Here is a 20,525-nt window from a genome sequence, read left to right on the forward strand (position 1 = left end):
CAAATATATAAATATTAGTTTGTTTTCTTTCTATAATAGTCTAACTTTGTTGCGAAGAAGATATGTATGACACCCGGGTCTCGTGCTGTACGACACCCGGGTGTTGTGATGTCTGACATCCGGGTGTCATACGTGCTGACACCCGGGTGTGGTACAGAATGAAAATATAAACGAAACAAGAAAGGAGTATAAGACATGGCAATCCCTTATGTAGTAAGAAAGAAAGCGGACTTGACGTCCGGAGAAAGAAAAGAGTTATGGTATGGTGTACCAAGTAAAATACAGGATAGAGGCGGAGTACAGAACAAAGAACTAGCTCAAGTGGTGGAGCTGCGGGGAGGTTTCCACCGTGGTCAGGTTGAAGGCATATTGGTGGAAGTAGCGGATGCCATCCGCTATTTGCTTTCTATGGGACAGTCTGTGACGATTGATGGGCTGGGTACATTCCAGACTGCTTTGACCAGTCCTGGTTTTGAACGTCCCGAACAAGTGACACCGGGACAAGTATCGGTATCCCGCGTTTATTTTGTGGCAAACAGTGCACTTCGTGACCGCATGAAGAAAACAAAGTGTATGCGCATCCCTTTTAAATATTATATGCCCGAAAGTATGTTGACTAAAGAGATGAAGAAAGCAGATCAGGAGCAGGAACAAACAGAAGAATAAGATAAATTAATACCCTCCCTGTCTTATTTATGAGATAAATGCCTATCTTTGTGGCACTTTTTACGAAAAAAGGTAATTCAAATTAATAGATATAGAAAAGAAAATGGCACAAGAAGACGTTTTTAAGAAACTTGTATCGCACTGTAAAGAGTACGGCTTCGTATTTCCTTCAAGCGATATCTACGACGGACTAGGCGCAGTATATGACTACGGTCAGATGGGCGTTGAATTGAAAAACAACATTAAAAAATATTGGTGGGACAGCATGGTGCTGTTGCACGAAAACATTGTCGGTATCGACTCTGCCATCTTTATGCACCCTACCATCTGGAAGGCTTCCGGACACGTGGACGCATTCAATGACCCTTTGATTGACAATAAAGATTCTAAAAAACGTTATCGTGCTGACGTATTGGTCGAAGATCAGTTGGCAAAGTATGACGATAAAATCAATAAAGAAGTAGCAAAAGCTGCCAAGAAGTTTGGTGACTCATTCGATGAGGCTCAATTCCGTTCTACCAACGGACGTGTGTTGGAACATCAGGCTAAGCGTGATGCACTTCACACTCGTTTCTCAAAAGCACTGAATGATAATAATTTGGATGAACTTCGTCAGATTATTGTTGATGAAGAGATCGTATGTCCTATTTCCGGTACTAAGAACTGGACGGAAGTCCGTCAGTTCAACCTGATGTTCTCTACGGAAATGGGATCGACTTCAGATGGTGCCATGAAGATTTATCTTCGTCCGGAAACGGCACAGGGTATCTTTGTAAACTATCTGAATGTGCAGAAAACCGGTCGTATGAAAGTACCTTTCGGTATTGCCCAGATTGGTAAGGCTTTCCGTAATGAGATTGTTGCCCGTCAGTTCATCTTCCGTATGCGTGAGTTCGAACAGATGGAGATGCAGTTCTTCGTAAAACCGGGAACGGAACTGGATTGGTTCAAGAAATGGAAGGAAATTCGTCTGAAATGGCATAAAGCGCTGGGCTTCGGTGATGCCAGCTACCGCTATCACGACCACGATAAATTGGCTCACTATGCCAATGCTGCGACAGATATCGAGTTCCTGATGCCATTCGGTTTCAAAGAAGTGGAAGGTATCCACTCCCGTACAAACTTCGACTTGTCTCAGCATGAGAAATTCTCCGGCAAGAGCATCAAATACTTTGATCCTGAATTGAATGAATCATACACTCCGTATGTGATTGAAACTTCTATCGGTGTAGACCGTATGTTCCTGAGCATCATGAGCGCTGCTTATTGCGAAGAGCAACTGGAAAACGGAGAAAGCCGTGTTGTGCTGAAATTGCCTGCTGCCCTTGCACCGGTGAAACTGGCTGTTATGCCGTTGATCAAGAAAGACGGTCTGCCTGAAAAAGCTCGTGAGATCATAGACGCTCTGAAGTTCCACTTCCACTGCCAGTATGACGAAAAAGACAGTATCGGCAAGCGTTATCGTCGTCAGGATGCCATCGGTACTCCGTTCTGCGTAACAGTGGATCATCAGACATTAGAAGATAACTGCGTGACATTGCGTAATCGCGATACCATGCAGCAAGAGCGTGTAGCTATCTCTGAACTGAACAATATCATCGCGGACAGAGTGAGCATCACTTCATTATTGAAAACTTTACAATAAACCATTAACGAATGAGTAAAAAAATCTATTTATTCTCCTTAGTATTACTGGCTTTGGCTTTTGTTTCTTGTAGCGAAACCGAAGAAGTTGGTAAATATGATAATTGGCGTGCGCGCAATGAGGCATTTATTGACTCTCTTGCGAATGTTTATGCTACGGCTGCTGATAAAGGTGGTTTGGACCGCATGGAAATGTTGACTGCTCCCGGTAATTACATTTATTATAAAGTAATGCCGTCAATGACTGATCATGTAGTAAAGGCGGGAAGTCCTAAATATACTGACTATGTGAAGGTATATTATAAAGGAACAAATATTTTGGGAGAATATTTTGATGGTAACTTTACAGGAGACAATCCGGTTATAAACGGGGTAAATCCAGGTGAAGGAGATTCTCCTACCACTATTTTCCAGGTCAGCGGGGTAATTACCGGCTGGGGGGAAGTGCTTCAGAGAATGGAAGTTGGTGACCGCTGGAAGGTTTATATCCCTTGGGACTATGCCTATGGAAGTAGCGGTACTACAGGCATTTTGGGGTATTCAACTCTTGTATTTGATATCACATTGCTTGATTTTGCTAATACTGAAGCAGAGTTGAAATAATAAGATAAAGCTCTCTATATGTAAAAGGTGCTGTATCTATATTACGTAGATACAGCATTTTTTTTATTATTTTCCTTTATGCTGCTCTCCCTTATCTGCAAATGTGTCGGAATCACCACTTGCTTGACCGTCCTATCTCCCTTAATCTGATCAATCAGCAGTTGACAGGCTGTTTCCCCCATCTTATAAGTCTGATGCGATACGGCAGATAGCTTGGGTTCCACATAATTGGCGTGCTGTTCATCCGTGTATCCGATGATGGCGATATCGTCGGGAATACGAAGTCCGTGCTTTTTGATTACTTCCATAGCGGCAAAAGCCAATGTATCATTCATGGCAAGGATGGCATCGGGAGGCTGGGGGAGAGATAATAATGTTTCCGTAGCAATCTGTCCTTCCTCATAATCAATTTTCCGGCAGACAACTAATTCCTTTTCAATCGGAATCCGATTATCGCGCAAGGCTTCCAGATAACCATGCTTCCTTCTTTTTACAATATCCAGATGATTGGCACCGCCGATAAAAGCTACCCGTTTACTTCCATTGTCCAGCAGATGCTGGGTAGCCATTTGTGCGGATTGTGCTCCGTCTGCTATTACTGACGAGAATTGATCGGTCAGGCAAACACGGTCGAACAGAATCAGCGGCATATTGATCTCTTTCAATGCGGCAAAATGAGAAAAGTCTGTTGTTTCCTGAGACAGGCAGGCGATAATCCCCTCTACCCGCATATTGACCAGATTCTCTATATTCCTTTTTTCATGCTCGAAAGACTCGTGCGATGTCGTGATAATGACGAAATATCCGTTATCGATCGCCATGTTCTCTATCCCGTTCAGAATGGAGGCAAAGAAATGAGTGACAATATCTGGAACGATCACTCCGATGATGCGCGGCGCATTCTTCCGCAGACTCATAGCGAAAGGATTGGGACGATAATTCATCTCTTTGGCCAGCTTCTTGGCTTTGGCGCAAAGTTCACGGCTGATTTCCGGGCTGTCTTTCAGCGCTCGGGATACAGTAGGGATGGATACGCCTAATGCTTGGGCGAGGTCTTTGAGTGAAGTATGTTTCCGGTTTTCCATCTGAAGGTCTCCAACTTAGATTTATCTGCAAAGAAAGCATATTCCCTGATAAATCTCCGCATTTAAAGAAAGATTTTTTACGTAAACCGTTACGTAGCTTTTTCGCCCCTCTCTTGTCCGTTGAGAAGGGTTCACCCCTTACTTTTGTCACATACAAAATAATTTAAAACCCTATACGTATGCAATACCATGAAATCGGAAAGACAGGGATGAAAGTATCGTCTCTCAGCTTCGGAGCTTCCTCTCTGGGAGGAGTTTTCCATGATTTAAAAGAAAAAGAAGGCATTCAGGCTGTGTTTACAGCCATCGAAGCCGGAATGAACTTTATCGATGTTTCCCCTTATTACGGACATTATAAGGCAGAGACTGTTCTAGGCAAAGCGCTGAAGGATATTCCTCGCGACCGTTATTATCTTTCTACGAAAGTCGGACGCTATGGCAAAGACGGGGTCAATACATGGGACTACTCGGCAAAGCGTGCGACGGAGAGTGTATATGAAAGTATGGAACGTCTGAATATTGACTTCATCGATTTGATCAATGTGCATGATATTGAGTTTGCCGACCTGAATCAGGTGGTTAATGAGACATTGCCTGCTTTGGTCGAACTGCGTGAGAAAGGTGTGGTAGGACATGTCGGAATCACTGACTTGCAGCTCGAAAACTTGAAATGGGTGATAGACCGTTCGCCAAGCGGTACCATTGAATCTGTTCTTAGCTTCTGTCACTATTGCCTGTGCGATGATAAATTGGCTGACTTCCTTGACTATTTCGAATCGAAAGAAATCGGTGTTATCAATGCTTCTCCTCTCTCGATGGGCTTGCTGAGCGAACGTGGTGTTCCGGCTTGGCATCCGGCTCCCAAGCCATTGGTAGATGCCTGTCGCAAAGCGATGGAGCATTGTAAAGCAAAGAATTATCCGATAGAAAAGCTCGCTATGCAATTCTCGGTAAGTAATCCAAAGATTGCGACTACCCTGTTCAGCACTACTAATCCGGAGAATGTGAAGAAAAATATAGGCTTTATTGAAGAACCGATTGATTGGGAACTCGTGCGTGAAGTGCGGGAAATTATCGGAGAACAGCAGCGTGTAAGTTGGGCAAACTCTTAAAAACCGGTCGATTCTATGGATTATACGATTATTGATGCGCATGCCCATCTGTGGCTTCGCCAAGATACGGTGGTCGATGGTTTTCCTATCCGTACTTTAGAGAACGGACGCTCCCTGTTTATGGGGGAGATTCGGCAGATGGTTCCTCCTTTTATGATTGACGGGGTGAATAGTGCGGAAGTTTTTCTGTCCAATATGGATTATGCTCAAGTCTCGGCTGCGGTTATTACGCAAGAATTTATAGACGGCATTCAGAACGATTATCTGATGGAGGTAGTTTCACGCTATCCGGACCGTTTCTTTGTTTGCGGAATGTGTGAGTTTCGCAAGCCGGGCTATCTGGAACAGGCGAAAGAACTGATCGGGAAGGGATTCAAAGCGATAAAGATTCCTGCCCAGCGCTTACTTCTGAAAGAGGGACGGGTAATGTTGAACTGTCCTGAAATGATGCAGATGTTCCGGTGGATGGAAGAGCGGGGAGTGATCTTGTCTGTCGACTTGGCAGAGGGGGCGATACAGGTTCCGGAGATGGAAGAGATTATTCAGGAATGTCCTCGATTGAAGATTGCTGTCGGACATTTCGGGATGGTTACTCTTCCGGGTTGGAAAGAGCAGATTAAGTTGGCACGTTATCCGAATGTGATGATTGAGTCCGGTGGTATCACATGGCTGTTCAATGATGAGTTTTATCCGTTTAAAGGTGCCATAAAGGCTATTCGTGAAGCCGCAGAACTGGTTGGCATGGAGAAACTGATGTGGGGCTCGGACTATCCGCGCACGATAACAGCCATTACTTATAAGATGTCTTATGACTTTGTGGTGAAATCTCCGGAATTGTCGGAAGCGGAGAAAACGTTATTCCTGGGCGGGAATGCGCGGAAATTCTACCGGTTTGCAGAACTTCCGGAACTCCCGTACATTAAAAATATGTCGGAATAGAAAGGAAACAATTACAATACCACTAAACAATCACTGTACACATGAAAAAGAATACATATACCATTCCTCTCGCACTGGTTTTCAGCCTTTTCTTCTTGTGGGCGATCAGCAGCAATCTGCTTCCCACAATGATCCGGCAGTTGATGAAAACCTGTGAACTGAACACCTTCGAGGCTTCTTTTACGGAGACTGCCTATTGGCTGGCTTACTTTATTTTCCCTATTCCGATAGCTATGTTCATGAAGCGTTATAGCTATAAGGCGGGAATCATCTTCGGTCTGTTGCTGGCAGCTGTCGGCGGATTGCTGTTCTTTCCTGCTGCCATGCTGAAAGAATATTGGGCTTATCTCTGCATCTTCTTCATTATCGCTACCGGAATGTGTTTTCTGGAGACAGCCGCCAATCCTTATGTCACCGTGCTGGGAGCTCCCGAAACGGCTCCGCGCCGGTTGAATCTGGCGCAATCCTTCAATGGACTAGGCGCTTTTATCGCAGCGATGTTTCTGAGTAAGTTGATTCTAAGCGGCACCCATTATACACGCGAAACGCTTCCTGTTGATTATCCGGGAGGCTGGCAGGCTTATATACAACTGGAAACGGATGCGATGAAACTTCCTTATCTGATATTGGCTCTGTTGCTTCTTGCGATAGCGGTCGTATTTGTCTTCTCAAAATTGCCGAAGATTGGAGATGAAGGAGCGGAACCTGCATCCGGAAAGAAAGAGAAACTGATTGATTTCGATGTGCTGAAACGCTCGCATTTACGTTGGGGAGTCATCGCGCAGTTCTTTTATAATGGTGGACAAACGGCTATCAACAGTCTGTTTCTCGTTTACTGCTGCACCTATGCCGGTTTGCCGGAAGATACGGCTACCACTTTCTTCGGACTGTATATGCTGGCTTTCCTGCTGGGGCGTTGGATTGGTACGGGATTGATGGTCAAGTTCCGTCCGCAGGATATGTTGCTGGTGTATGCTTTGATGAATATCCTTTTGTGTGGTGTCGTGATGCTATGGGGAGGAATGATCGGACTGTATGCCATGCTCGCCATCTCTTTCTTTATGTCTATCATGTATCCTACACAGTTCTCTTTGGCGCTGAAAGGACTCGGAAATCAGACAAAGAGCGGTTCTGCCTTTCTGGTAATGGCAATTGTCGGTAATGCCTGTCTTCCTCAGTTGACAGCGTACTTCATGCATGTCAATGAGCATGTTTATTATGTCGCTTATGGCATACCGATGATTTGTTTTGCGTTTTGTGCCTATTACGGTTGGAAGGGCTATAAAGTAGTTGATTAATAAATTTATCTCAAACAAATAAAATGAAAGCAGTTCAAATTGTCAACCCCTCCGAAATGAAGGTGGTTGAACTGGAAAAGCCGGTCGTCGGTGCCGGTGAAGTATTGGTAAGAATCAAGTATGTCGGCTTCTGTGGCTCCGATTTAAACACTTTTCTGGGGCGTAATCCGATGGTGAAACTCCCTGTAATACCGGGACATGAAGTAGGAGCAGTGATCGAAGAGATCGGTCCGGATGTTCCGGCTGGTTTTGAGAAAGGGATGAATGTAACATTGAACCCATATACCAATTGTGGTAAATGTGCTTCGTGCCGTAACGGGCGTGTCAATGCTTGCGAGTATAATGAGACATTAGGCGTACAACGGAATGGAGTGATGTGCGAATACGCCGTGCTTCCTTGGACGAAGATTATCCCGGCAGGTAATATCTCATCCCGTGACTGTGCTCTGATTGAGCCGATGAGTGTAGGGTTTCATGCTGTTTCCCGTGCTCAGGTCATTGATAATGAGTATGTGATGGTGATCGGCTGTGGTATGATCGGGATTGGTGCCATTGTACGTGCTGCCTTGAGAGGAGCGACGGTGATTGCGGTCGACCTGGATGATGAAAAACTGGTACTGGCTAAAAGAGTGGGAGCGTCTTACGCAGTAAACTCTAAAACAGAGAATGTACATGAGCGGATACAGGAAATCACTGAAGGGTTTGGAGCTGATGTCGTGATTGAAGCTGTCGGCAGTCCTGTGACTTATGTAATGGCTGTGGATGAAGTTGGCTTTACCGGTCGTGTGGTTTGTATTGGCTACGCCAAAAGCGAAGTCGCTTTTCAGACCAAATATTTCGTCCAGAAAGAACTGGATATTCGTGGTTCCAGAAATGCTTTGCCTGCTGATTTCCGTGCGGTAATCAACTATATGAAAGAAGGGAAGTGCCCGGTAGAAGAACTGATCTCAAAGATTGTAAAACCGGAAGATGCTTTGGAGGCAATGAAAGAATGGGCAGCTGATCCGGGAAAGGTATTTCGTATCTTGGTAGAGATGTAGATCATTTGTTTTACAGAGGCAATCGTTAATTCTATCCATTCTTTACATAACGGTTAGCGTTAAAAGTTTAAAGTATAATTAAAACTCTTGCGGATATGCCGGAGAGTTTTAATTATACTTTTAGTCTTTAGGATGTTCTTCTTCTATTATTAAGGATGGAATGATAATTGGCTATGATATTGAATCAATCCTTCCATCGGACTTTGGAGAATCTTACCTATCTGAATACCTGTTTGTCGGGCAGCATCCTGTAGAATCTCTTTGTAACAGTAGGCTATCGATCCGATAAAGTGTACCGGATATTGCTTGTAATCATACTGCATCACATTCCTGCGAAAGAAAGCTATAAAGCTGTTCAGAACTAATTGGCGGATGGCCGGTTCTTCCAAATGCTGTGCGATAAAAGGAGAGAGACTGGCCAAAAAACGATTGGGAAAGGGCTGGCGATAAACCCGGTCGATGATTTCGGGAGGCGTCAGATCGAACTGCTTCAGAAACTCTTCTTTCAAGGTGGCAGGAAGTTGATTTTTCAGAATATCTCCTACCAGCAGTTTCCCAAGTACGGCACCGCTACCTTCATCTCCCAAAATAAATCCGAGAGGAGAGATGTTACTGACGATCTCTTTTCCATTGTAAAAACAAGAATTGGACCCCGTCCCCAAAATACAGGCGATACCAGCCTCCTGGCCACATAGCCCGTGGGCGGCAGCCAGCATATCCGAATTTGCTTTAATATTCCCGATAACGGGCAGACTGTCTGCAATAGCCCGTCGGAGGACGGGAGCTTTTTCGGGCGTACAACCTGCTCCGTAGAAATAAACCGCATTGAATTTCCCTTCCGGTAGTTGAGGCAGAAGGGAAGCTGTCAGCTTCTGTTGGATTTCTTCTTCCGACTGGAAGAAAGGGTTAATCCCTTTCGTTCCAAGTCTTTTGATAATTGTGCCGTTCAGTACGACACACCAGTCTGTTTTGGTAGAACCACTGTCTGCAATGAGTATCATATCTTAATGTATATTTTCTTTTTATATAGAATGTAGCCTATTGCCCAGTTGAGAAGGACAAAAAGCAGGGCAAATACAAGCGAGCCTCCTTTATCTCCGAAGACAGGTTGTAGAAGTGCACTGTAAATATAGCCATGTAAAGAAGTCGATTCACCTTGGTAGGTCATAGGAATGACTGCCAGCGTAATCGCCAGAATATCTGCCAATACATAAATAAATAGCGGATTTACTCCAAACGATTCGAAGAAACGGCTCCAGTTTTTATAACCTTTAATGTCAATGATCCATACGAGTAATGCCAGGAAACTGGAACCCAGACCGCAGGTTACGAGTACGAAGGAAGGAGACCATACTTTCTTGCAGATAGGAGAACCATAACTTAGTAAGAAACCTGCAAAAGTAAGGATGGTACCTATCAGGAACAAACGTTCCAGCTTCTCGTGAATATCTTTCACTTCCATCAAAAGCTTTCCGGCACAGAAGCCGATTAGGACGTGGGCGATGGCTGAAATAGTACTAAGCAGTCCTTCCGGATCAAGTATCTGACCGCCATAGATATGAGCTTGTCCTAATACTGCACGGTCGACGATGGAAAGAATATTTGTTTCGTCGTAGACATATCCATTGCCGAGGGCAAGGATTGCAAAATAGCTGATGAGAAGTACAGCAATTAAATAAGGTATATATTTATGCTTCATGAGCAAAGCGACTATGGCAGTAACTCCATATCCCAAAGCAAGCCGTTGCATGACTCCGAGAATGCGAATCTGGTCGATAGGGAAGGGATCGTGCTGGAAGCAGAGAATGGAAAGCCAGCTGATGCCAATTCCAATCAGGAAAATGATCACGGTCCGTTTGAGAATTTTCAAACCCGCGGGAACACTGAAGGTGAAATTGTACTTTCTCAAAGAGATGTACGTGGAGATTCCCATAATGAACATAAAGAATGGGAATACCAGATCGGTAGGAGTTAATCCAATCCACTCGGCATGTTTGAGGGGAGCATACGCATGTTGCCAGGAACCAGGCGTATTAACTAAGATCATACCTGCGATGGTGATGCCTCGCATCACATCGAGTGCCAATAGGCGTTTGTTACTTGTTGTTACATTCATGACTGTTACTTTTTAATGTGTTAAGTTATAAGTAATTCAATTTTATCTCTTTTTTCCGAAGGAACTGTCCAGTCGGTTACGGATCATCCATGAAGCAAGGATGCCGGGAATGGTGCAGACGCATACCCAGATAAAGAAGTTGGTGTATCCGAGATGTTCCTGTATCCATCCTGCCGGCATTCCCGGAAGCATCATGCCAAGTGCCATAAAACCCGTTCCAATGGCATAATGAGCTGTTTTGTGTTCACCATCTGCAATGTAAATCAGATAAAGCATATAAGCAGTGAAGCCGAAGCCGTATCCCAGCTGTTCGATGGCTACACAAATGGAGATTAGCAGGAGGTTGTCCGGAGTAGCTGCTGCCATCCAGACATATAAAAGGTCGGGGAGGTTGATGGCCAGCGCCATGGGGATGATCCATTTCTTAAAACCGTCACGGGAAACGAGGAAACCGCTGATGATGCCGCCTATCAGTAGGGCGGCGACGCCGATGGTGCCATAAATGACTCCGACGGATGCGGTTGATAATCCCAATCCGCCTTGTTCGGCACCATCCAATAAGAATGGAGAGGCTATTTTAGCGAGTTGGGATTCTCCCAACCGATAGGTGAGCAGGAAGAAAAACATAAGTCCCAGGTTTTTCTTTTCAAAGAAAGTGACGAATGTCTTAAAGAAATCTTCCAGTAACTTACCCGGTGTTAACCCCGGTCTTTTGACATCTGAAGCAGGGTGGGGGAGAATAAAGCGATGGTACAGTGTCAGTCCGAGGAATAATCCTGCCATCAGATAGAAAGTGATACTCCAGCCCATTGGAACATTGCCTTGCGATGTTTCCAACCAGCCTGCCAGCATTACGAGGATTCCCTGACCGAAGATATTGGCGAAACGATAACAAGTGTTTCTGATGCCTACAAAGAAGGATTGTTCTTTGTTGTTGAGGCCAAGCATATAAAAGCCGTCAGCCGCAATGTCATGCGTGGCAGAACTGAATGCCATCAGCCAAAAGAATGCCAGAGTGAGTTGCACATAGTGCGGAGTCGGGATAAAAAAGGCAATACCGGCGAACCCGGCAGCAATCAAACCCTGCATGGCAATAATCCAGGAACGCTTTGTCTTGACCAAATCTACGAAAGGACTCCATAATGGTTTGATCGTCCAGGGCAGATATAACCAGGAAGTGTAGAGCGCAATTTCTGTATTCGACAATCCCAGGCGCTTGTACATGATAACGGCAATTGTCATCACAGCCACATAAGGCAGTCCTTCCGCAAAATAAAGAGTCGGAATCCAGCTCCACGGATTTCGATTGTTTCTTGGTATTATGTTCTTGGCATTTCTTGTTGATATCATGGCATTAGTCTCAGATGTTATTCATATTGTTTTTCAAGTCTGCTTCCGGGATAATAGTGAGCTAAAATATCTTTGTAATAATAACCTCGCTCTCCCATTACTGCCGCACCGATCTGACAAAGTCCTACTCCGTGTCCCCAACCGGCTCCCGTCAGTGTAAAGCGGGTTGGAACATTTCCCTCTTCTCCTTTTTCCTTATCCACAAGGAATGCTGAACTATAAAGATGGGAAGGCGACAGTGTACGTCTGATCTCTAATTCTTTTCCGATGGTCAGTGTCCGTAAAGTACCAACTATCTTTAATCGTACCAGGCGTCCGGAAGTACCTCGCTCTATAGGGATTAGGTCTATGATTTCCCCGAAATCGATTCCCGAACGTTGATGGATTAGCTCAGCTAGTTCCTGTTGGCTATAGCTGACTCTCCAACGGTAGAAATCAGTTGTTTCCTGATCGTAGTTATTAAGAACCTGACTCAGAATCGTTTTATCCTGCGTATTACAGAAAGCATCCGGAGAGGTTCGTATCCATCGGTCCGCTTCTTCTTCCTGTGTCAGATCGGGAAGCTGTATTGCCGGACCTGTCATTTGTTTCTCTGAATCAGAAGCATGGGATTCAGGTATGTAATCTCGTTTACCAATCAGATAAGGATGCCTCACATTCTCCCAACAATTCTGAAACTCTTCCATTGCACCGCCACAACATTTGGAGAAACGTGCATCACAAATCTTTCCTTCATACATCAGTACCTCTCCACGGGTAGCTGAAACAGCTTCGATAGCTTGTGGAGTAGAAGTGCGGGTAATTCCCTGATAGCGCTGGCAATGATCATCCGCACAAACATCAAAGTGCGTATGCGCTTCATGATCATACCATTTGATAAGTTGAGAGTGGAGAGTGGAAAGTGGAGAGTTGGCTGCGCTGCTCGGCTGTATAGTAGCTTTCCATTCTTCATTCTCCACTCTCAACTTATTAATCAACCAGCTTCTGGAAATGACTGCATGCGCTTTCAGTAGTTCCAAAGAGGCGGTGGCACTCATTTCTGATGAGATGACACTTGTCAGGTAATCTTCTATAGAGATTACATTGATGGCGGTCAGTGTCTCTCCTTCGGCAATGATTTTCAAAGCTCCCTGGAAGCGTTGTACTTCTTTGCGTTCCCAATGAAAATTGATGCCGATGGTGACATCCTTTAGTTCAAAGAAGATCCCGGCATTTGGCTGAGGGTAGAATATCAATTCATCGTATTCTTTCCCTGACCAGTATATCTTTTCTTCTCGATAAACAGCCTTTTGTACCCCTGAAACCTTTGTGCCGTCAGGAGTTGTGAAGCTTTTGGGAAAAGAAAATTCAATTTCTTTTCCCGAAAGGATACCAACTGTTATTTGAGGTTCTCTCATAAGGCGGCTTTAATACATTTGATTACCTTCTCAAATTCTTCTTTGGACATGGATACTTCCCGGCGGATTTCATATATCTTTTCAGGAGTTAGTTTGGGCAAATCTTCTTCCCGGGCAACAGGGAATATCCCGTTCATTTCGGCAATGGCGGGGCTGATGAGGATTTGCTCATCCCCTTCTGCATAGTAACAGTCCGGACGGTGTTTGCTGCGCAGGAAGATCATACAGTGATAGCGCAATGGCACATCTTGCAATTCAGCTTCGAAGTTCCGGAAAAATTCTTTAGGTCTTTCCAAACCGTACCAGGCAAGGATATTCATCATCGGTTCTTTGCCATTTTTGTCGGCAGCAAGAATATCGTAAATCAGCTTGAATGTGCGCGACATTATTTTCTTGTCTTTGGTCCGGATCAAAATTGCGGTGACAGGATCGTCAATGGATTCTATTTCTAAACTGGCCTTCTCGATCAACGTTTCTTCATTCCAGTCAGCGCTTATTCCACCTTCCATCTCTTCCTCTTTTCCGCAAACCTGAAAATGGGCATGGTCCGGAGCAGATGCCCCACATTCGGGTCCGTTGTATAAAATGAAGCTCTCCCGCAATATATCGGAGAACTCTATCATATCGTCGAAACGTTCGGCGATGGATTGTGGTGTGTGCTTTTTGTCGACAATTGTCAGGTGTTGTTTGAATATGGGATAAGGATTCACCAATATCTGATAATTCTTATAGCTGACGAAGTCCTGTTCCTGCGGTCGGTTCTCTTGACAGAGAAAACAGGGACGTGCCTGAATGGACGAGGCATCTGTCTGTGCAGTAGCCGAAAGGATGCGTTTGGGGTTAGGGAAGATTTGTACAAACATATAGAAGTTCTCACCGGCTAGCTTCATTTCTTTCGTTTGCTTCCGGTATCCTTCCAATAATCGATAGTTCTCTTTGGCAAGTTCCCATGAACGGGTTTGGTTTTCTATCAACTGTTCGATTGCTTTTTGAGGTTTCTGTTTTGTTTTATTTTGCTGAATCCTCAGTTGTAATTCCCATGTACGGATACGGTCCTTGTATAGATTGTTCTGGTTTACCTTTTCGATGGCTAATGCGGCATCCGAGTTACCTTCCCAACGGCGGCAGAGGTAAACGACTTCATATACCCTGCCTATCTGATAATTGCTTGAAATGCGTAATCCAAGTGCGTAATCTTCTCCATAGCTTGTATTCGGAACGTTGATTTCCCGGAGAAGGGGAGTGTAGAACGCACGGGGAGCGCCAAGCCCATTGATGCGTAAAGCATTATTTCGTCCGTTGTCGGGCGTCCATTCTTTGTGGTCGATGATGCCGGGTGCTATTTCATTCATGTTGAAGTCCGTCATCATATACGTACCGACAACCATTGCGCAGTTCTGCTGATAGAAGGCGTCTATCATGATCTGCAAAGTATGTTCGTCTTTGTATACATCGTCACTGTCCAGTTGAACGGCAAATTTGCCGCATTCCTTATGATGGATACCTGTATTCCAGCAACCTCCGATGCCAAGATCATCCCTGTCGGGGATTACGTGAATCAGTCGTTTGTCCGCACTGAGTTCCCGAAGGACTTCGGTCGTTCCGTCCGTAGAGTGATTGTCTATGACGATAACGTTGAATGGGAATGATGTTTGTTGGCTTAATGCCGATTGAACCGCATCTTTAATGGTACGGATACGGTTGCGTACAGGGATGATGACAGAAGCCTCATATTCAAAAGTGGAAGCGGAAAAATCGACCGGCTGAAAATAGGGTTGCAGATATCCGCCGATTGCTTCCAAATGGCTGTTGCATACCTGCTCCATCTCTATTTGTACCTGACGGTTCTTGGGGTCTACATAGTCGAATTGCTTTTCGCCACTTTTACGGGTATCATTTTCTACTTCTGTGTATAAATATTCGTTGATGTGTACCAGCTCATGCTTCTGCGATATTTTGAGCCGCAGATGATATAATCCTGCATATTGATAGTCTTCTTTTGCCGCCTTTGCCGCTGTCTTGAACAGATCGCTTCTAAATAGCATGACAGAACCGAAATCAAAATCGTCCCGCAGACTGCCGAACTGATAATCAATAACGGGAGCCGCTTTCTTAACGCCATCTGTTTGCTGATAATGGTCGGCGTAAGTCATCCCTGCATTGGTCATTTCCATTATTTGTACCATCCGTTCGAGGGCGAATAAGCCTAATCTGAGTGCCGTACGTTTGGTATAAAGCAGGGTGTATGTTCCGTCGGCACGCGCTGCGATTGCTTTCATGGCTTGTGTGGACCGGAAGTTTTTAACAGAGATCAGTTCACATCCGGGTATGCAGACATTGGTAATTTCCGGTGCCAGCAGATAAATTTTACCTGTTAACTTCGATGCACGCAGTTCCTTTACTGTCTGTATCGTTTCTTCCAACCTGCTAAAAGGCAGGAAACAGTTGATTGTTGTTTTCATTATTTATTTTTATTAAACCGGGCGAGTTTCAGATAGAGTTTCCTTGTTTTTTCTTTTGATAAGCAGGCAAAGCCCCAGAAAGGTAAACGCAGCATTCAATATCAGTAACTCATAGCTAATTTGATATCCATCGAACCAGGCTTCCGAATTACTTTGCAATACGTAGCAAAGTGCAGGAGAAAGAATGGCTACTAACGGAATATATGGGTCATAAACTTGTTTCTTAGTAAAAATGCCGAAAGCGAATAGTCCGAGAATTGGACCATACGTATAGCTGGCCAGCGTATAAATCGCATCAATCACACTCGTATTATTCAGTAAATTGAATACGAAGATGACGATTCCCATCACGAATGCCATCCCGATGTGTACGTGTTTCCGTATTTTGCTGAGTGCCGCTTCGTCTTTCTTGTGCGCATTCAGAATATCTACGGTGAAAGAAGTCGTCAGGGCTGTCAAGGCCGATCCGGCAGCGGAGTATGCCGAAGCTATCAATCCGATAATGAACAGGATACCGACTATGCCCGGGAAGTAATTGCCTGTGGCGATCATTGGGAACAATTCATCGCTCTTACTAGGATTCTCGATTCCCTGCCGGGCGGTGAAAGTATAGAGCAATACACCCAGCATCAGGAAGAGCAGGATCACGAAGAACTGTGAAATTCCGCTTGTAATCATATTCTTCTGTGAGTCACGGAAGTTCTTGCAACTGAGATTCCGTTGCATCATGTCCTGATCCAGCCCGTTCATGGCGATAACGGTAAAGACTCCTGCCAGGAATTGCTTGAAGAAATACCGCTTGTCATTGACATCGTCAAAAAAGAACATCCTGGAGAGATCGCTGTCTGAAATCGTTGAGACCAATCCGCTGAAATTCAGATGCAGGCTGGAAGCTATATAGTAGATACAAAGTACAACGGAGACTACCAGGCAGAATGTTTTCAGCACATCCGTCCATATCAATGATTTCACTCCTCCTCGGAAAGTATAGAGCCAGACAATGAATACCGTCAGTATGACATTGATTATAAAGGGAATATGGAAAGGATCGAAGATGAGCAATTGCAAGGTCAGACATACCAGAAAAAGCCGCACGGCAGCTCCGAGCATTTTGGAAATAAAGAAAAACCAGGCTCCTGTCTTATAGGAAGAAGCTCCGAAGCGATTTTCAAGATATTCATAAATAGAAACCAAATTCATCCGGTAGAAAAGCGGAACGAGTACGAATGCGATAATGAACTGTCCGACGATAAATCCCAGTACCATCTGCAGGTAGGAGAAGCCGCTGGCTTGTACCATACCCGGTACGGATACAAACGTAACTCCGGAGATAGTGGAACCAATCATGGCGAAGGCGACAATATACCATGCCGATTTGCGGTTGCCGACGAAGAAGCCTTCGTTATCTGCTTTATGTCCTGCTATATAGGAGATAGCGAAAAGGATCATAAAGTATGCTATGATAGTAATAGATAAGATGATTGGACTCATATCTGTTGCTTAAAATTCGTTCGCGGGTGAATATATTCAAATATGCTTTTCCAGCAGATTGTACAAATGTAGGGAATTTATCAAATAAATGCATCCTTTTCTTATGAGTTTTTTATTCCGGGTGTGCCACCTGTATCATCTCTCGAAGAGTGCCAGTTTTTGTTGAGAGAAGGAAGTTCCGGAGATATCTTCTCTAATGAAATGCCTGTAGTGACTGAATTGTCGTGCATCCAGTCTATGAAACGGCAGGTATCAATCGTGCGGGGATGTTCTTCATCAGTTGCCAAGGCAAGGTAACCTCCGTCGTTGCTCAGTTGTGGAAATTTGGATATTTCGGTTATACTTTTGTCGTCAACCTTATGCTTTCTGACCAGTGTACTTGCGGAGTGAGTAAAACAAATATATCCTTTGCCGGGAATAACGAGGTTTGTATTTGCATCTTCCTGTTTGAGTATTGTGGTACTGAATATTTCTCCCGTTGCTCTCATTTTAAACAGGCGCAGAGATTTTACAGTGATATCCTGATCAGCAGGATTATAGAATTCGATGTATTCTGCACCGTCTTTGGCATTGTCATACATCACTTCGTTGAATAGTAACATATTTCTCACATTTTCAGGATATTCCGGCGATTCCGGTGTGTCAGGCTTGTCCGGCTCATCCGGAACGTCCGGTATCTCGTCCGGTTCAGTACTTGTTTCCACATCATCAGACAACTGTATATGATGGAAAGTGAAACCGTCACAGCGGCTTTTGGTATAAACGCAGTATATGCCGCAGCAGATTGACTTTGTGATACTTGCATCTTTTATTTGTTTCTTCTTCGTATATTCGGTTTCCGATTCCATGCGTGTCCAGAAAGTCCAGTAGCCGTTGGCGTCGCATTCTACTTTGATAAATAATTTCGGAGAATTATTTCCTTTCATGAGTTCTCTTCCCGAAGCCAGTAATTTGGATTGATTCCCATTTTGCCGGTAAAGTGCTACATTGTCTTTCGTTCCTCCTATCTGAATGTAATAGCCGTTCAAATCTCCGGAAAGTATTTCCGATGAAGAGGCTAAATAGAAACGGGCATAATTATTGGCGGAAGGATTAAAGGTGAGCCGTACCCCGAATTCCCATCGGGTACTTCTTACGTAAGAAGAGGGGATCGTGACATATGCTGTTCCCGCATCTTCCTGCGGATCATTCAGGTGTACGCCTTCTTTGGCATTAATCGTGAATTTCTCAGTTTCTCCTGTCCAGGGAAGTTCAGAAGTTGAGTTATCCGGTTCAAGGCCCTCTTTTTCGTCATCAGGCGGAAGTGCACAACTGTATAATAATATAATGAAGAAACTTAGAAATGTACATGCCTTGCTAATTTTCATACGGCTTTAAATTAGTGTTGTTATCTACCGTATTTGTTTGTGTTCAACGCAGAGGCAATTGCGGATCGGATAATGTTTATGCTTGCAAAGGTACAGTTTCTTGTTGAATAAATGCGAAAGGTTCTTTCATTTTTTTCTGTGAATGTCAGGAATAAAAGATACAGATTATATATTTCAAGATTGAACTTAGGGCCTCACAGTGATTTGATAGCAGTTTTGCTCTCATGCTCTAACAAACGGTCTGTATCCCTTTATTCATCGTGGTTTCCAGTGTGGTAGCAACTGTGGCGGCAGGTATGAGGGCAAACGGTTGCTCTCACTTTGCATCATGGACTTAATCTCGTTTGTTTAGCTTTATGCTTTGATTTGCAGGATGTTAATGTCTGATGTATCAACTGTTAACAATTGGTATCTCAGCTATTAACAACTGAGAAATCAGTTGTTAATAGCTGACAACTCATTCATTATGGACCGATAAATGGTTTGAAATGGCTTGAAAGGACAGGTTAAATGAGTCAGTTGTTACGGTCAAGTCATTTCAATCGACAGTTGTTCCAGATAGTTTCAGACGCTTGAAACTTTTAGTTTCGCGCCTTGAAACCAATGGTTTCAAAGGTTGAAACTATTAGTTCCAAGGCATGAAACCTTTTGTTTCAAGGCATGAAACTAAATTTGGAACTACTTCTTGGTGAATAATCTTGTAGGAGAGATGGGAAAAGGAAAGCCTTGGTGATTTCAAGGCAAATAAAGAAGATCGGCTTGCACACTGCGACGATTGTCGTATAGCAAGCCGACCTTTATTTCATTTTATCTATATATATTATACGTTCTTTACCTTGATCAGATACTCAGCGATCTGTACAGCATTCAGTGCAGCACCTTTTTTGATCTGATCGCCAACGATCCAGAATGTCAGACCGTTTTCATTTGTAAGGTCCTTGCGGATACGTCCAACGTACACAGGGTCTTTGCCTGCAAGGAACAACGGCATCGGGTATTCCTTTTCGGCAGGATTGTCTTGAAGAACGAGACCCTCGCCTTTCGCAAATGCTTCACGGGCTTCTTCTACCGAGATCGGACGTTCTGTTTCTACCCAGATGCTTTCAGAGTGAGCACGAAGTGCGGGGACACGTACGCAGGTTGCACTGACTTTCACGTCAGAGTGCATGATCTTGCGTGTTTCGTTATACATCTTCATTTCTTCTTTGGTATAACCGTTTTCTGTGAACACATCGATCTGCGGAATCAGGTTGAATGCCAGCTGATAAGCAAACTTCTCTACTGTCACAGGCTCGTTGGCCAATACCTGACGGTATTGTTCGTACAACTCATCCATAGCGGCAGCACCGGCACCGCTGGCAGCCTGATAAGTAGATACGTGCACGGTTTTTATATGAGAAAGCTGTTCGATGGCTTTCAGTGCAACTACCATCTGGATAGTTGTACAGTTAGGATTGGCAATGACGCCACGCGGACGCTCCAACGCATCTGCGGCATTTACTTCGGGCACTACCAAAGGCACATCAGCGTCCATACGGAAAGCGCTGGAGTTGTCGATCATCACAGCACCGTACTTGGTGATTGTTTTCTCGAACTCCTTGGATGTTCCTGCACCGGCAGAAGTGAAAGCAATGTCTACTCCTTTAAAGTCATCGTTGTGTTGTAAGAGTTTGACCTCGATCTGTTTACCGCGGAAAGTATAGGTTGTTCCGGCACTGCGTTTAGAACCGAACAAAACTAACTCGTCCATCGGGAAGTTTCTCTCATCGAGCACGCGCAGGAATTCCTGTCCTACGGCTCCGCTTACGCCAACAATAGCTACTTTCATCTTTTTCTTTTGTTAAATGTGAATACTGATTTATCCTCCTGCTCTGACGAATAGGAAAGATTTGGCTGCAAAATTATAACATTTTGCCATATAAACCGCATTTTTGTCGAAGAATTATTATTTGAAT

At 44.3% G+C, this 20,525-nt stretch carries 16 protein-coding genes; 7 read left to right on the plus strand and 9 right to left on the minus strand.

Going from position 1 to position 20,525, the window contains the following annotated elements; translation table 11 throughout:
* The first annotated feature begins 195 nt into the window (after nt 1-195).
* From ACHLI0_RS15835 to bamJ, 3 genes are all read left to right on the plus strand, one after another.
* Nucleotides 196-666 (plus strand): HU family DNA-binding protein, encoded by a 471-nt coding sequence (locus ACHLI0_RS15835; RefSeq protein WP_008762558.1) that lies wholly within the window; start codon nt 196-198, stop codon nt 664-666.
* Nucleotides 667-769: 103 nt separating this feature from the next.
* On the plus strand, nt 770-2,311 hold the full coding sequence (locus ACHLI0_RS15840) for a glycine--tRNA ligase (protein WP_490749639.1): 1,542 nt from the start codon (nt 770-772) through the stop codon (nt 2,309-2,311).
* An 11-nt stretch (nt 2,312-2,322) separates the two neighbouring features.
* Nucleotides 2,323-2,913 (plus strand): BamJ family beta-barrel-assembly machinery protein, encoded by a 591-nt coding sequence (gene bamJ / locus ACHLI0_RS15845; RefSeq protein ID WP_055220604.1) that lies wholly within the window; start codon nt 2,323-2,325, stop codon nt 2,911-2,913.
* A gap of 41 nt (nt 2,914-2,954) precedes the next feature.
* Here the strand turns inward: bamJ and ACHLI0_RS15850 are convergent, their stop codons facing one another.
* Complete coding sequence (locus ACHLI0_RS15850; protein ID WP_413554563.1) at nt 2,955-3,998, minus strand: LacI family DNA-binding transcriptional regulator; 1,044 nt, start codon at nt 3,996-3,998, stop codon at nt 2,955-2,957.
* Nucleotides 3,999-4,177: 179 nt separating this feature from the next.
* On the opposite strand from ACHLI0_RS15850, the gene ACHLI0_RS15855 reads away from it, so the two are divergent.
* Genes ACHLI0_RS15855 through ACHLI0_RS15870 form a run of 4 tightly spaced genes read left to right on the plus strand, consistent with a single transcriptional unit; the run spans nt 4,178 to nt 8,387 of the window.
* Nucleotides 4,178-5,110 carry an aldo/keto reductase gene (locus ACHLI0_RS15855; protein ID WP_234118991.1) on the plus strand — a complete coding sequence of 311 codons (933 nt, stop codon included), beginning with the start codon at nt 4,178-4,180 and terminating at the stop codon, nt 5,108-5,110.
* 15 nt (nt 5,111-5,125) lie between these two features.
* Nucleotides 5,126-6,049: an amidohydrolase family protein gene (locus ACHLI0_RS15860; RefSeq protein WP_490749640.1), complete on the plus strand. Its 924-nt coding sequence runs from the start codon at nt 5,126-5,128 to the stop codon at nt 6,047-6,049.
* 41 nt (nt 6,050-6,090) lie between these two features.
* Nucleotides 6,091-7,347 carry an L-fucose:H+ symporter permease gene (fucP, locus tag ACHLI0_RS15865; RefSeq protein ID WP_490749641.1) on the plus strand — a complete coding sequence of 419 codons (1,257 nt, stop codon included), beginning with the start codon at nt 6,091-6,093 and terminating at the stop codon, nt 7,345-7,347.
* A 23-nt stretch (nt 7,348-7,370) separates the two neighbouring features.
* A complete protein-coding gene (locus ACHLI0_RS15870; RefSeq protein WP_490749642.1) occupies nt 7,371-8,387 on the plus strand; it encodes a zinc-binding alcohol dehydrogenase family protein in 1,017 nt (338 codons plus the stop codon).
* A 149-nt stretch (nt 8,388-8,536) separates the two neighbouring features.
* Here the strand turns inward: ACHLI0_RS15870 and ACHLI0_RS15875 are convergent, their stop codons facing one another.
* The 8 genes from ACHLI0_RS15875 to ACHLI0_RS15910 form a co-directional block, all read right to left on the minus strand.
* Nucleotides 8,537-9,388, minus strand: a complete 852-nt coding sequence (locus ACHLI0_RS15875; protein WP_490749643.1) for an ATPase — start codon at nt 9,386-9,388, stop codon at nt 8,537-8,539.
* Nucleotides 9,385-10,503 (minus strand): acyltransferase family protein, encoded by a 1,119-nt coding sequence (locus tag ACHLI0_RS15880; RefSeq protein ID WP_055220591.1) that lies wholly within the window; start codon nt 10,501-10,503, stop codon nt 9,385-9,387. The genes ACHLI0_RS15875 and ACHLI0_RS15880 overlap by 4 nt, the downstream gene beginning before the upstream one ends.
* A gap of 42 nt (nt 10,504-10,545) precedes the next feature.
* Complete coding sequence (locus ACHLI0_RS15885; RefSeq protein WP_490749644.1) at nt 10,546-11,853, minus strand: AmpG family muropeptide MFS transporter; 1,308 nt, start codon at nt 11,851-11,853, stop codon at nt 10,546-10,548.
* A gap of 17 nt (nt 11,854-11,870) precedes the next feature.
* Complete coding sequence (locus ACHLI0_RS15890; RefSeq protein ID WP_490749645.1) at nt 11,871-13,250, minus strand: SpoIID/LytB domain-containing protein; 1,380 nt, start codon at nt 13,248-13,250, stop codon at nt 11,871-11,873.
* Nucleotides 13,247-15,712 carry a DUF4922 domain-containing protein gene (locus ACHLI0_RS15895; RefSeq protein WP_490749646.1) on the minus strand — a complete coding sequence of 822 codons (2,466 nt, stop codon included), beginning with the start codon at nt 15,710-15,712 and terminating at the stop codon, nt 13,247-13,249. The genes ACHLI0_RS15890 and ACHLI0_RS15895 overlap by 4 nt, the downstream gene beginning before the upstream one ends.
* A gap of 12 nt (nt 15,713-15,724) precedes the next feature.
* Nucleotides 15,725-17,203, minus strand: a complete 1,479-nt coding sequence (locus ACHLI0_RS15900; RefSeq protein WP_258971350.1) for a sodium:solute symporter — start codon at nt 17,201-17,203, stop codon at nt 15,725-15,727.
* Nucleotides 17,204-17,304: 101 nt separating this feature from the next.
* Entirely contained in the window at nt 17,305-18,570 is a 1,266-nt protein-coding gene (locus ACHLI0_RS15905) for a lamin tail domain-containing protein (protein WP_490749647.1), read from the minus strand.
* An 820-nt stretch (nt 18,571-19,390) separates the two neighbouring features.
* On the minus strand, nt 19,391-20,398 hold the full coding sequence (locus tag ACHLI0_RS15910; RefSeq protein ID WP_008762581.1) for an aspartate-semialdehyde dehydrogenase: 1,008 nt from the start codon (nt 20,396-20,398) through the stop codon (nt 19,391-19,393).
* Nucleotides 20,399-20,525 lie beyond the last annotated feature (127 nt).

This window comes from Bacteroides sp. RCH18, from assembly GCF_058231005.1.